Source organism: Streptomyces sp. NBC_00239 (genome assembly GCF_036194065.1).
GTDB lineage: Bacteria > Actinomycetota > Actinomycetes > Streptomycetales > Streptomycetaceae > Streptomyces.
On the sequence record NZ_CP108095.1, the window covers coordinates 7,732,116 to 7,745,545 of the forward strand.

General features: G+C 74.1%; 12 protein-coding genes. 3 read left to right on the top strand and 9 right to left on the bottom strand.

Features of this window, described 5'->3' with window-relative positions:
* The first annotated feature begins 21 nt into the window (after positions 1-21).
* The 3 genes from OG764_RS34255 to OG764_RS34265 all read left to right on the top strand — a co-directional run bounded on the left by OG764_RS34255 (position 22) and on the right by OG764_RS34265 (position 4,247).
* On the top strand, positions 22-672 hold the full coding sequence (locus OG764_RS34255; RefSeq protein WP_328972222.1) for a TetR/AcrR family transcriptional regulator C-terminal domain-containing protein: 651 nt from the start codon (positions 22-24) through the stop codon (positions 670-672).
* Positions 673-881: 209 nt separating this feature from the next.
* Positions 882-1,886, top strand: a complete 1,005-nt coding sequence (locus OG764_RS34260; RefSeq protein WP_328972223.1) for a BtrH N-terminal domain-containing protein — start codon at positions 882-884, stop codon at positions 1,884-1,886.
* Positions 1,887-2,078: 192 nt separating this feature from the next.
* Complete coding sequence (locus OG764_RS34265) at positions 2,079-4,247, top strand: FG-GAP repeat domain-containing protein (RefSeq protein WP_328972224.1); 2,169 nt, start codon at positions 2,079-2,081, stop codon at positions 4,245-4,247.
* A 67-nt stretch (positions 4,248-4,314) separates the two neighbouring features.
* Here OG764_RS34265 and OG764_RS34270 read toward each other — a convergent pair whose 3' ends face one another.
* From OG764_RS34270 to OG764_RS34310, 9 genes are all read right to left on the bottom strand, one after another.
* On the bottom strand, positions 4,315-4,974 hold the full coding sequence (locus tag OG764_RS34270) for a hypothetical protein (protein WP_328972225.1): 660 nt from the start codon (positions 4,972-4,974) through the stop codon (positions 4,315-4,317).
* Positions 4,971-5,519 (bottom strand): DUF6114 domain-containing protein, encoded by a 549-nt coding sequence (locus OG764_RS34275; protein ID WP_328972226.1) that lies wholly within the window; start codon positions 5,517-5,519, stop codon positions 4,971-4,973. Before OG764_RS34275 ends, OG764_RS34270 begins: the two co-directional genes overlap by 4 nt.
* Complete coding sequence (locus OG764_RS34280) at positions 5,510-6,187, bottom strand: DUF6230 family protein (RefSeq protein WP_443056136.1); 678 nt, start codon at positions 6,185-6,187, stop codon at positions 5,510-5,512. The genes OG764_RS34275 and OG764_RS34280 overlap by 10 nt, the downstream gene beginning before the upstream one ends.
* Positions 6,188-6,294: 107 nt before the next feature.
* Positions 6,295-7,053 carry a MerR family transcriptional regulator gene (locus tag OG764_RS34285; RefSeq protein ID WP_328972227.1) on the bottom strand — a complete coding sequence of 253 codons (759 nt, stop codon included), beginning with the start codon at positions 7,051-7,053 and terminating at the stop codon, positions 6,295-6,297.
* Between the two features lie 136 nt (positions 7,054-7,189).
* Positions 7,190-8,500: an alkaline phosphatase family protein gene (locus OG764_RS34290; RefSeq protein ID WP_328972228.1), complete on the bottom strand. Its 1,311-nt coding sequence runs from the start codon at positions 8,498-8,500 to the stop codon at positions 7,190-7,192.
* Positions 8,501-8,525: 25 nt separating this feature from the next.
* On the bottom strand, positions 8,526-9,563 hold the full coding sequence (locus OG764_RS34295) for a galactokinase (protein ID WP_328972229.1): 1,038 nt from the start codon (positions 9,561-9,563) through the stop codon (positions 8,526-8,528).
* Positions 9,560-11,410 carry a class I SAM-dependent methyltransferase gene (locus OG764_RS34300; protein ID WP_328972230.1) on the bottom strand — a complete coding sequence of 617 codons (1,851 nt, stop codon included), beginning with the start codon at positions 11,408-11,410 and terminating at the stop codon, positions 9,560-9,562. The genes OG764_RS34295 and OG764_RS34300 overlap by 4 nt, the downstream gene beginning before the upstream one ends.
* On the bottom strand, positions 11,407-12,576 hold the full coding sequence (locus OG764_RS34305; protein ID WP_328972231.1) for a glycosyltransferase: 1,170 nt from the start codon (positions 12,574-12,576) through the stop codon (positions 11,407-11,409). The genes OG764_RS34300 and OG764_RS34305 overlap by 4 nt, the downstream gene beginning before the upstream one ends.
* The gene (locus OG764_RS34310; RefSeq protein ID WP_328972232.1) at positions 12,573-13,430 is read right to left on the bottom strand and encodes an alpha/beta fold hydrolase; all 858 of its coding nucleotides are present in this window, start codon (positions 13,428-13,430) and stop codon (positions 12,573-12,575) included. The genes OG764_RS34305 and OG764_RS34310 overlap by 4 nt, the downstream gene beginning before the upstream one ends.

Sequence of the window (13,430 nt, forward strand, 5' to 3'; positions counted from 1 at the left end):
AACGCTGTTAAGCTGTCAAGTGTGGCTAACCGTAGAACCCCGAAACTGGACCGGGCGCAGGCCGTCGACACCGCGCTCAGGCTGCTGAACGACGTCGGCCTCGAAGGGCTCACCCTGCGCGCGATCGCCAGGGAGCTGGACGTCCAGGCCCCCGCCCTGTACTGGCACTTCAAGAACAAGCAGGAACTGCTCGACGAGATGGCCACGGAGATGTTCCGCCGGATGGTCGCCGCAGGGCCGCCCGCCGCGGACGCCGGCTGGCAGGAGCTGCTGCTGGCCGGCAACCGCGGCCTGCGTGCGGCCCTGCTGGGCTACCGCGACGGCGCGAAGGTCTTCAGCGGTTCCCGGTTCACCGGCACCGAGCACGCGGCGCAGCTGGAGGACACCCTCCGCGCCCTGGTGGAGGCCGGTTTCGAGCTCCGCCAGGCCGTCCGGGCCACTTCCACGGCCTACTTCTTCACGCTCGGGTTCGTCACGGAGGAGCAGGGCGTCGAACCGGCCCCCGGCGAACGCCGCGAGGGGTACGACGTGGCCGAACGCGCCGCGCGGATGGCCGACTTCCCGCTCGCCGCTGCCTCGGGCGCCGACCTCTTCCAGGACTACGACACCGGCTTCGAGGAAGGCCTGCAGCTCCTGATCGCGGGCATCGGGGCCCGCTACGGCATCGCCTGAGCGGGACGCGCGGGCCGCCGCGGCGTCCGGCAGCTCCGGCAGCTCCGGCAGCTCCGGCAGGCACGCCGAGCCGGGGCCGGAGCCGGGGCCGGAGCCAAGGCGAGGGCGAGGCCGGAGCGAAGGTGGGGGCGAGGTCGACAGGGAAGCCGGCGGGGAGGCCGGCCCGGTGGCTGGCCGGTCGGGGCGGATTCCGCGGTTAGGCTGACCGCATGACTGTGCTCGCGTACGAAGACTTCGGCACCGGACGCCACCGCGAGGCCTCCCTGATCCGCCACGCCCTGGGCAGCGCCCACGACGAGGCGCTGGTCGCGGGCCTGGCCGGAGGCGTCGGCTTCATGTACTTCGTGTTCGAGTACACGGGCCGGCTGCCCATCGCCACGATCGTCGCCCAGGCGCACCCCGAGCCCTGGGTGCAGGTCGCCCTCGGCCGCCTGGGCGTCCCGTACGAGGCCACGCGCGCGATGAACCCCCGCTGGGGCAGGGTCCGGGCCGCGCTCGACGCCGGTCAGCCCGCCTTCTGCGTCGTCGACCGCTCCTCCCTGCCCTGGCACGAGGCCGACCCGGACGCCGAGATGACCGGCGCCGACCCGTACACCGTCGTCATCGCCGGGTACGACGGCGACGACCTGCTGATCGAGGACGGCGCCCCGACCCCGTACCGGATCGACCGCGAGGAGTTCGGGGCCGCCTGGACCGCGCACCGCAAGGGCCGCCACCAGCTGGTCGTGCCGGTCGGGCCGGCCGAGGGGGAGCCCGACGTGGACGGGGCCGTCGCCTCCACCGTCACGCACCTCACCGGGGCGGTCCTCGGCAACCAGTTCGACGTGAACTTCGGTTTCACCGGCATGGAGAAGTTCGCCGCGCAACTGCGCGACAGCACCAGCGAGACGGGCTGGGAGCGCCGGTTCGGCAGCTCGCCGGAGGCGTTCCGCGCCGGCACCGGGCGGCTGCACACCTGCCTGGAAGAGGAGTGGACGGCGCCGGGCGCGACCCGGCCGCTGTACGCGGACTTCCTCGACCTCGTCGGCCGCACCGAGGCCGCCGGACTGTTCCGGGAATCGGCCGCGCACTGGTCCGCGCTGGCCGCGCTGGGCCGGGACGCCGACCCGGACACGGACGCCGCCGGGCGCCGCGCGCTGTTCGACGCGTGCGCGGAACACGTGGACCGGTCCCTGGACCTGGAGCAGCGGGCGGTCCGCGCCCTCCGGAAGTAGGCCACTGCTCGGGACGCTCACCTTTCTCCCGAAGAGCAAGCGAAATCCGTACAACCACTTCCTTCCGTCGTGAGTCTGATCGAGCGGTGCGCACTGGTGTGCGCACCGCTCAGCGCATCAGGAGGGACTCCCTTGGCTTCCGCACGTACCACCCGACACCGTCTCGGCGGGTGTGTCGCCACCGTTCTCGCCGTGACAGTCGGTACCGGCGTCCTGGCCTCACCCGGGGCCGTGGCCGTTTCCGCTCCCGCCTCCGTGGCCGGGGCAATGTCCGCCGCCACCGCCGAAGCGCACCTGCCACTCGATGCCGAGATCGTCAGCACCGGCGACACCGGCTACCTCACGTCCAGGAAGGACGACGCCGGCACGGCGGTCCTGGAGTGGCACACGTACGCCGACGGCTCGGTGGTGCCGGTCGGTACCGGAGCCGTCGGCCACGACAGCAACTCCGACGTCGTCGTGACCAGCGACGGTGCCGGCGCGGTCTCCCTGCGGGACATGACGCCCGGAGCGGACTGGTCCGCGTCCTTCGACCTCGTGTCCGAGTTGGGGGCTGGGGCCAAGCTCGTCGGCGTGGTCGGCCGGAACCTCTTCGTGACCGTGCCGACCACCGCGGACTACCACGAGCTGTGGCAGCTCACCCGGGTCGACGGGGCAACCGCGAAGACCCGGCGCGCGAGCGGCCCGTACAGCCAGAACTTCAAGGTCGTCGCCTCCACGGCCAGCCACGCGCTCATCCTGACCAGCAACCGGGTCTTCCCTTCTTCTTCGACCTTCCGGACCGAGTTCTGGAGCGAGCTCCTCGGCCTGTCCGGGCCCAACGGCAGCAGGGAGGTCACCGGTGCGTGGGGGCCGGCCTCCACGGGCGCCTACACCGCCGACTACAGGGCGTGGAGCGAGTACGCGGGCGGGGTCACCAGGCTCGTCGTGAGCGGGCAGAGCATGATGCGGCGTTACGACATGGACAGCTCCATGAGCGGCGCCGTCATCGCCGGCATCGCGGGGAACACCCTGCTCTACGGCGTCCCGGGGAAGGCCGCCGACGAGAAGCCGAGCCCGCTGTACGCGCGGAGCGTCACCACCCCCGACGCGGCGCCGTACAAGCTCTTGGAGCACTTCTCCAGCGTGGCCCACGCGCCGGACGGCGGCCTGCTGGTACGCGGCGCCACGGCCGACACCGACGGGCTGTTCCGGATCTTCGACGAGACTGACGGCATTCCCCGCGTCACGCCCGTCGCGGAGACCGGCCGGGTCCTGGCCGTGAAGCTGACCGAGTCCGAGGTCCCGGCCACGGTGAGCCTGGAGAAGCCGGGCACCACCGTCCCGATGGAGTGGGCGCTCTCCCGCGCGAACGTCACCGCGGACCTCACGCTCACGCACACCGCCACCGGCAAGAAGCTCGCCAAGCGACTGTCCGCACCGGCCTCCGGCAGCCGTTTCGCCTTCGCCTGGGACGGCGTCCTGGACGGCATCAGCGCCCCGAACGGCGCCTACACCTGGCAGTTCACCGCCACCCCGGACGACGGCGTCGGCGCCCCGGCGACCGCCTCGGGGAGCCTCACGGTCTCGCGCAGCGCCAACCCGCACGACTTCAACGACAACGGCTCGACGGATGTCCTCGCCCGCGACGCGTCGGGCGGGCTGTGGCGGGACGACCTGTTCGACTGGCCGTCGGGCGGCCAGGCCACCTCCGCCAAGCGGACGAAGGTCGCGTCCGGCTGGCAGATCTACGACCAGGTCGAGGCCGCGGGCAACCTCGGAGGCCTCCCGGTCGGCGACCTCGTCGCCCGCGACACCTCGGGCGTCCTGTGGATGTACCTGGGCAAGGGCGACGGCACCTTCGCGTCCCGCGTCAAGGTCGGCGCCGGCTGGCAGATCTACAACAAGATCACCGGCGGCAGCGACCTCAACGGCGACGGCCGCCCCGACCTGCTCGCCACCGACACGGCAGGCGTCCTGTGGCTCTACAAGGGCACCGGCGCCAAGGCCGCCCCCTTCGCCACCCGTGCCAAGGTCGGCGCCGGCTGGCAGATCTACAACCAGATCACCGCCGTCGGCAACATAGCGGGCAGCGCCGCCGGAGACCTCGTCGCCCGTGACACCGCCGGCGTGCTGTGGCTCTACCAGGGCAACGGGACGGGCGGGTTCGCGACCCGCGTCAGGATCGGCGCGGGCTGGAACGGCTTCGCCCACCTCGTCGGTGCCGGCGACGTCACCGCGGACGGCCGCCCCGACCTGATCGCCTACGGTCCGAACGGCACGTCCGTGTACCGCTCGACCGGCTCGACGACGGCCCCGTTCAGCAAGCAGACGACCGGCCTGTACGCGGGCGAGGGCGGCAAGTTCAACACCATCGCCTAGGACGGCCTGGTTGCCGTGACGGCGTCGGCGGGCCCCGGCCGGTACGGCCGGCCGGGGGTCGGGCGGGTCAGGGGCCGACGGTGATCTGCTGGGCCGGGTCGGTCGTGTCGGTCACCAGGTAGACGGCGTTGAAGGTGGACGTCGTCGCGCTCGTCGGGCAGCCGAAGCCGCCGGTGACCTTGACCGGCACGGTGGCGTTCGTGAACGTCAGGCGAGGCGGTGCGCCGTTGGCCCAGGAGCCGGCGGCGCTCGACGGGGCGGTGGGCGCGGCCGTGACCGTACAGGTGGCCAGCCCGGTCGTCTTGACCACCAGACCGCCGAGCGGGACGGTCATGGTCGCGGTGGCCGGGGCGCCGTCCTGCATCGACACGGCCCAGGCGCCGCTCGTGGTGACCGTGGGGGTCACCCCCGGCATGCTGGACGTACAGGAGCTGTACGTGGGTGCCGAGATCGGCGAGGACACCGGCCCCGCCGCGTTGTGGTTGCCGGGGGCGGCGGGTACCGCACCGGTGGCCACCGAGACCGAGCAGCTCACCGTCACCGAACCGGCCTTGAGCGTGGCCTTTCCGGTGAGGGTGGCCTTGAAGGCGTGCCCGGCGGGGGTGACGGTCGTCGATCCGGCGGCCGGTAACGGCGCGGCGGCGGTCGTGAGGGCCGTGACCGAGGTCAGGGAGAGGGCTCCGGCTACTGCCGTCGCGAGGACGAGCGCGGTGCGCGTACGGCTCATGGCTGTGCTCCTTGGGGATCGGAGAGCGGGGTGGGGGGAGGAGCGGGTCCGGGCCGGGTGGTGCCCGGGTCCGTGCTGACGGTGTCGCTGTCGCTGTCGCTGTTGCTCGGGGGCGTGCCCGCCGTCGTGCGCGGGTGCGTGGGTACGGTCGTGCGCGGAGTGGTGTTCGGCTGCCAGGCGAACATGAGGCCGCCGCCGAGGATGCCGAGCACCGTGCCGATCAGGAAGCCGCCCAGGTTCGACAGGACCAGCGCGGCGGTCGCGATGAGGGTGGTCAGGACGCCGGCCAGGCCGCGCTGTGGGGGTGAGAACCACGCGGTGAGACCGAGGACGACCATGACGATGCCCATGAGGACGGACGGGATGCCGGCCACGCCCTGCCGGAGCATGATCGTCAGGGGTGCCAGCGGGAGGACGCAGATCCAGGCCCCGGCGAGGATGGCGAGGAGGCCGCCCCAGAAGGGTCTGCTGCGCCGCCACCGACGCCACCGCGCCCACGGTCGCCACCGCGTCGCGGGCCCGGTGCGGCGGCGGCTCAGAAGCATTCCTTGGTGCCCTTGCTGATCTTCATGCTCAGACCGGAGAGCTTGAAGGTGCCGGCGTTGGTCGCCCACGCGGTCTGCCGGAGATTGGTGATGGTGACCCGGTCCGCCTGCTGCGCGAACAAGTCCTGCATGCCGACCGCTTCGGTCGGCCCCTTGTCGAGGGTCGACGCGTCGCGCCCGATCTCGATGTTGCTGAACTCCGCGTCGCCGGAGAGCTGCGTCGCGTCGACGAACAGATTGCTCGCCTCGACGGGACTCTTGCCGCCCGCCGACAGATTGAGGGAAATGGCCCCGATCATCGGGAGGTTGGTGACCACGGACTGGCAAAGGGAGCGCAGTCGCGCCTCCTTGATGGCCGTGACCGCGACCGGGATGAGTTCCTCGCGGGCGTTGACGTCCACGCTCCCGTACTGGGCGAAGCCCTCGCCCTCCAGGCTCCGCGCCGACACCTTGAACTGCTGGCCCGACACCGCGAAGGAGGCGGCGAGCGCGCCCTGCGCGAGCGCGATCCCGAGGCCGGCGGTCACGGCCACGGCGGGCAGGGTCAGGACGGCGAAGCGCCTCCATCGGACGCGGCCCTCGCCGCCGGCCGCGACTTCCGTCGCGTCGCCGCCGCTCTGCTTGCCCTCGTCGCCGGGCGGGTCGGATAAGTGCGGGGAATCTGCCATGAGATCGTCCCTGTTTTCGGCCGTGCACCGTTGTTACCGACGAGTTGAATGTAAGAGTGCCAATGAGGGTTGGCAAGGTTGCTCGGCCGCACCTTTTAGGCCGACTCCTACTGCTCCGTACGCAGCAGTTCGGCGACTTCCGCCTCCACCCGCCGGGCCATCGCCCGCGCGAACTCGGCGGTCACGACCTCGCCGGCCACCGGGCGCAGGGCCGTGACCGCCTCGGTGATGTGCCGCAGCTGCGTGGCCGAAAGCCGCTCCAGGCCCTCCGGGCCGATCACGTGCCGCCGGAAGAGTCCGACGAACCGGTCGGCGAGGGCGGCCGCCTGCTGCTGGGCGAACGCGCCCGCGTCCAGGATCTCCGCGAGCGGGACCCCTTGCCGCACCAGCGTGAGCGTGGCGTCGAGCAGGCGTCGGCTGCGATGGGTGACGAGGTCTCCGTCGACCTGTACGTAGCCCAGCTCCGCCGCCCGCCGGGTGTCCTCGGCGGTGGCCGTCGGGCCGAACAGCTCGCGCAGCTCGGCCCGCGTCATCGTGACCGGCTCTTCCCGCTCCCCCCACTCGCGGGTCATCTCCCGTTCGAGGCCGAGAAGTTGAGAGATCCCGCCGCCCTGCTCCCAGGCGGCCAGGAGTTCCGCGATGCCGTTGACCGTGTAGCCGCGCCCCAGCAGGTCGTTGATCAGGCGCAGCCGGGTCAGGTGGTCGTCGGAGTACCAGGCGATCCGGCCCTCCCGGCGCGGCGGGGGCAGCAGCCCGCGCTCTTGGTAGTACCGCAGGTTCCGTTCCCGGACGCCGGCGGCCCGGGCCACGTCCTCCCGCCGGTAGCGCCCCGCGCCGCTTTCATCACCCTCTGCCTGGCTGTTCACGCGGCAGAGTGTAGGACGTACCGGCAGGTCACATAGGGCGGGCGCGGTCCCGCGGCCCGGCCGGCCGCGGGACCGCGCCCGCCCGCTGAGGTGTAGCGGTGTCGTCGCTCCTTCCCGCCGTCGGATTCCGGTGGCGTCAGAACCAGTTGAGAGTGAGCGGGAAGGTGACGGCGGCCGACTTGCCCGCGGCGTCGGTGGCCGTGGCCGTGATCTGGACCGTCCCGGAACCCCACGGCTTCCCGCTGATCCGGCCGGTCGCGGCGTCCATGGCCAGACCCCACGGCAGCCCGGTCGCGGTCCACCGCAGCGGAGCCGTACCGCCGGTGGCGGTCAGCTGGATCGTGCAGGACTGGTTGAACTTGCAGGTCTGCGCGCCCGGGTCGGCCACGACCGGCCCGCCGCCCGGCGGCGGTTCCTCCCCGCCGGTGCCGAACACCTCGGTGATCGGCTGGGCGCTCGCCGCGTTGCCCGCGTGCCCCGTCCCGAACAGGTCCTCGAAGGTCCGCAGCAGGTTGAAGTGGTTGTACGCGCCGCTGTAGCGGCCCTGCTTGACGTGCGCGCCGGAGAAGACGGTGGCGATCTGGTTCGACCCCAGATAGTTGTCCTCGTCCCAAGTGAGCACCAGGAGACTGTTGTTGGCCTTGGCCCACTGCGCGTACGCGTCGAGGTTGTTCTTGACCCACGTGTCGCCGGTGCTCACCGGGCACGAGTGCATGTCGTTGCACTGGTTCGGGACGATGAACGACAGGTGCGGCAGCGCGGTGAAGTCGGTGCGCGGGAACTGCGTCCACGTCTTGCCGGTGTCGAGCGGCACGTTCTTGAAGGCGAACCAGGGATTGTGCTTCTGCGCGTACTGGCCGTTGGTGCAGGCCGTGGATCCCTGGCTCGGCAGGTCCTCGTTGTACGTGGCGAACGTCCGCCCCGCCGCGATGAGTTCCTGCCCGAGGTTGGGGGCCGTCATCGACTGCGGGGTGTAGCAGCCGTCGCCCGTGATGCCCTGGGTGCCGCCCGAGAAGAGGTTGAAGTAGTTGGGCTGGCTGGGGTGGGTCAGCGCCTTCATGCCGGTGAGGCTGGCGCCGGCGTTGGCCAGCTGGTTGACGTACGGGGCGTTGGCGCTGCCGATGATCTCGCCGTACTGCTTGTTCTCGAAGACGACCACCACGACGTGGTCGTAGGCGGGAAGGGCCGCGGCCGCGGCGGCGGACCGGTGCGCCGGGACGGCGTCGGCGGCCGCGGAACTGCCGGCCGGCACGGCCGCGACGGCCGCGACCAGGCCGAGCGCGCAGGCGATGCCGGTGACGGCGGACCGCCGCCTGCCGCCGTGCCGCGGGGTGTCGGGCGTGTCAGGGGTGCCAGGGGTGGCCGTGCTGTCCGGGGCGGGTGGTGTGTCGCGGGCGTCCGGTGGTGCGGCCGGGGCCGGGTGCCTGGTTCTGGTGGGCTTTCGCATGGGCTGTCGCCTCCTGTGTTCTCGGTCAGTCCTCCCGCCGGGCCGCTCCGGCCACGGCGATGTTCACGAAGCGCGGCACGGGCCGGCCCAGGCCGCGGAACTCGTCCGCGACGGCCGCCCGTACCGCCGCCGGCCGGTCACCGGGCAGCAGCACCAGTACGCTGCGGCCCGCCCGGCGGCCCGGCGGCCACGCCCGGAGCGCTCCCGCCCGCCGGGCGCACTCCACGGCCCGCGCCAGAGCGGCCGCCCGCTCCTCCTCGGGCCCCCGAACGACCATGAGCACCAGGTGCGTGCCGTCGGCGGGCGGGTCGAAGGGCACGTGCCGCGGAGCCCGGCCCGGGGCGAGGCGCAGAGCCGTGCCCGGCCGGGCGAACAACACGGCGCTGCGCAGCGCGTCGTCGTCACCGGGAGCCGCCTCCCGGATCAGCCCGGCGAGCAACTCCCGTGCGGGCAGTGGCTCGTCGGCTCCGGTGTGTACGTCGGCCACGGCGAGCGCGACCGCGCAGTCGAGCGGCTCCGCGAGGTCCAGCCCGGCGGTCTCGGTGAGGGTGCCCTGGACGTGCAGGTCCGTCCCGGAACGGCCGTACCCGGCCCGGGCGAGGGCCCGCAGCAGGGCGTACGGGCGGGCCGCCCAGGCGGGAGTGTCCGGGTACGGGCCGGTCAGCGGCAGGTCACAGCTCTGCGCGGGATGACCGAGGGAACTCAGCCGCGCCAGGCCGTCCGCGCGCGGGGCCGCGGCCGCCGCGACCGGCCACCCGGCGGCGGCCACCAGCCCCGGCGAACCGAGGCGGAAGGCGTGCGGGGCACTCCACACCGCGGCCGGCGGCCGCCCGTGCGCCACCTCCAGCGCATGTGCCACCAGCCGGAACAACGGGTCCGCGGTGGCCCGTCGGGCCAGCGAACCGGGACCGGCGGGGAGGTCCGCCGGCTGCGGGTCACCGGCCGCCGGGGCCGGCGCGGGGCGGGCGGTCCGGGGGTCCCGGGGCCGGGGCTGCGGGGCACGGGCGGCCGGCGGCCCGGGCTGCGGGCCGCCGGTGGCCGCCGCGGGCCGGGTGACGCTCATTGCGATTCCTTGCGGGCCAGCAGGCGGTACGCGTTTCCGCCGTCCGTACGGCGGGCCACGGCGCTGCGTACGGTGTCCAGGGCGCCGGCCGCCAGGAAGCAGGGCACGGCCGCCACCCGGACCGCCTGACGGACCGCACGGCGGACCGGGCGGGCCGCGGCCGGGTCGGCCCACGGGCTGTGCGGGTCGGGGGCCAGCCGGTTGAGGGTGAGGGCGACGGCGCCCACGAAGTCGTTGTGCTGGTGGGCGGGTCCGTGCTCCTCGGCCAGGACGGTGAAACCGCGCTCGACGAGCGCCGCGCGGAGGTTGGCCGCCGGGATCAGGTGCTGGTGCTGCGGCTGGAACCACGGCAGCCAGTGCGGACCCAGCAGCCGCGCCATGCGCGACTGCGGATCGGGCAGTTCGATGAGCAGGTGCCCGCCGGCCAGCAGGACCTGCGCGGCCGCGTCGAGCTCCGCGAACGGGTCGCGGGTGTGCTCCAGGTAGTGGTACATGCTGACCGTGTCGTACCGGCCGGCGAGCTTCTCGGCCAGCTCCGGGAACTGGCCCTGGTAGCCGGTGGAGACCCAGCCCCGCCGTTCGGCCTCGTGGATCCCGTCGCCCATGTCGAGCCCGTCGAACCGGGTGTCCGGCCACACCTCGCGCGCGACGTCGCAGAAGTGCCCGTGGCCGGTGCCGACGTCGAGCCAGGAGGCGGGCCGGGCGTACGGGGCGATCATCGCGGCCCGCGCCCGGTAGGACGCGCCGAGCCGGGCGAATACCGTGCCGGCGCCCTCCCCGCCCCGGCCGTCGTAGAAGTCGCGGTAGTAGAAGTCCAGCCCCTCCACGGTCAGGCGGGGATTCTGGAAGACGTGCCCGCACGCCTGGCACTCCTCCAGGGTGAAGCGGCCCGGCTTGCCCTGGAGCAGGTCCGGCATCCGCACCCGCACCGCCAGCCGGGGCGCATCGCACCACGGGCAGGTGGCGCGCCGCGGTTCGAGGAACCGGTCGGCGCCGCCCGCGAGTTCGGCTGCGTACGCGGCCCTGCGGCCCGCCTCCGCGGCCTCCTGCACGGACCCGGCCGCCCGTGCCGACCTGGCTTCCACGGCCGTCCGCAGCGCCGTCCGCACGGACCGCAGCGGCCGGGCCGCGCACGCGCCGGCCAGGTCCGCCGGCCGCAGCGGGCCGCCCGCGCCCAGCACGAGGGCGGGCTGGAGCCAGTACAGCCCGGCCGCTCCGACACCCCACAGGCCGCCCTGTACGACAGCCGTCGCCAGCAGCGCGAGCCCGGCGAGCCCGGCGGCCGACAGCAGGCCCGGCGGCAGGCCCTGCGCGCGCAACTCGGCTGCCCGGCCGCCGGGACCGGGGGAGACGGCGCGGGCGCTGAGCCCGGGGGCGACCGCCAGATCCGTGGCGGCGCTCGCGTACTCCTTCAGGCGGCGGGTGAGCGCCAGCAGGTCCACCCGGTCCCGGGCGCGGTCCGGATCCACTCCGGCCCGCTCCAGGACGTCCTCGCCGACGAGCACCGCGTAACCCGCACCGCGCCCGGCGGCCAGCCGGTCCTGCCGGTACCCGGCCGGGTCCACCAGCCGCAGCAGCCCGAGGGCCTCCTCCGCCGCCAGGTCCGCCGGCAGCAGTTCCAGGACGTCCAGGCCCTCGCGGTCGGCGTGGGCGCGGGCGGCGGCGAGGACCGACCCGTCCGCCACGACGCCCCGGGCGGTGAGCAGCCGTCGGCGCGGCCCGGGCCCCCCGCTCGCGGACGGCTCCGCGGCGGGGGACAGCACCGCCAGCGCGTGCAGCCGGCGGCGCGCGCGTACCGTGCCCGCGCCGAGCGCCACGGCGATCACTGCGGAAACCCATGCGCTCATGAGAGCTTCTCCAACCTGTCGGCTGCGGTGGCGGCGCCGCCCGCGGCGGCGAAGGACGCCTGGATGCGGCGGGCCGCACGGCGGTGCGGGCCGGAGTCGTCCAGCACGGCCGTGAGCGCGTCGTGCAGGTCGCCGGGGCGGGCCCGGCCGAACCGCACACGGACCCCGGCGCCGGCCTCGGCGACCTGCTGCGCGACGATCGGCTGGTCGTCGCGGATCGGTGCCACGACCAGCGGCAGGCCGTGGGCGAGCGCCTCGCACACCGTGTTGTGGCCGCCGTGGCTGACGACCGCGTCGAGGTGCGGCAGCAGCCGCAGCTGCGGCACCGTCTCCCGGACCAGGGCGTACGGCGGCACCGGGCCCACCAGGTGCCGGGGCGCGGCCACGATCAACTGGACCCGGTCCGCGAGCTGTTCGCCGGCGGCCAGGACCGCGGCGTAGAACCGGGAGCCCGCCTCCTGGTTGAGCGTGCCGAGCGAGACCAGCACCCGGCGGCGCCCGGGATCGAGCTGCCGCCACGGGAAGTCCGCACCCGGCGGACGGGATCCGAACGCGGGCCCCACAAAGGCGTGGTGAGCGGGGAACGGCCCGCCGCCGATGAGTTCCGGCGTGGAGAAGACCAGTACCAGCCGGTCGGAGAACCGGGGGTCCCAGCCGGGCGGCGCCCCGCATTCGGCGAGCAGCCCGGCCAGCTGCTCCGCCACCCACGCGCCGACCTTGGGAAACCCGGCGAACGGGCGGGTGAACTCGGCCGAGGTGCTCGCCGACGTCACCCAGGGGATGCCGAACCGGCGGGCGACGACGGCGCCGGCCAGGGCCTGCTGGTCCGCGACCACCACGTCCGGGGCGAAGGCCGCGACGGCCCGCTCCACGCCGGGCACCATCGCCCGGGCCAGCGGCACGAGCGCCTCCGCCCACAGGAACCGGAGGGCGGCGACACCGCGCAGGTCCCGCCACCGCCCGTGCAGCGCGGCGTACCCGCCGGCGTCCGGGCCCGCGTCGTCGCCGGCGGAGTACAGCCGGGCGTGCGCGGGCAGCAGCCCGGACAGGACGCCGGCGGGACCGGTCCACGCCGTGTCGTGTCCGCGGGCGGCCAGCTCGGCGGCGACGGCGACCGTCGGATTGACGTGCCCGGCCAGCGGGGGGACGACGAAGAGCACCCTCATGCTGTCAGCGCTCCCGTCCGGGTCCGCGCGGCCCGGCGGACGGCCGCGGCGTGCGCCAGTACGGCCTCGCGCAGCACCCCGTCCGTCTCCTTGAGGACGTCGTGGCCGAGGCCGGGCAGGATCCGCAGCGTGCAGCGCGGCGCGTGCCCGGCCAACTCCAAGGCCCCCGGGACCAGTTCGGAGTGCTCCCCGCAGACGACGAGGACCGGGCAGTCGAGCCCGGCGTAGTCGGCGGGCGTGAACGTGCGGCCGGCCGCGATGTCGTCGATGAGGGTGGTGTGGTTGAGGAGCGCGTCGGCGATGACCGTCAGCTTCGCCGCCTTGCGAAGGCGCAGGGAGGACAGTTCGGCGGGCACCAGGCTGTCCTCCAGGCTGAGCGCGGCGACCGAGAGGGTGTCGACCATGTTCGCCACCCAGGGGCCGCTGAGCGGCGGTTCGAGCAGGGTCAGGCCCGCCACGAGATCGGGGCGGGCGAGCGCGGCGTGCAGGGCGAGGGTGCCGCCGTAGCTGTTGCCGACCAGATGCACGGGCCGGCCGTCCAGCCCGAGGGCGCGCAGCACGGCGACCAGGTCCCGGACGGCGCTCCCGCTGTCGTACCCGGCCGGCGGACGCTCGCTGAGACCGTGACCGCGCAGGTCGTACAGGACCACCTCGTGTCCCGCCCGGGCCAGCGGCACGCCCAACGGGCAGTAGAAACTGGAGAGGTTGTCGACGACGAGGCCGTGCAGGAAGACGACGGGGGTGTCGCGGCCCTCCGGCGGGCCGTCGGGCAGGGCGACGCCCGTGGCGGGCGCATCGGCCGCGGGCAGTCGCTGTACGTGGAACCTGAGCGCGTTGGCGAGGATCTCGGCCAT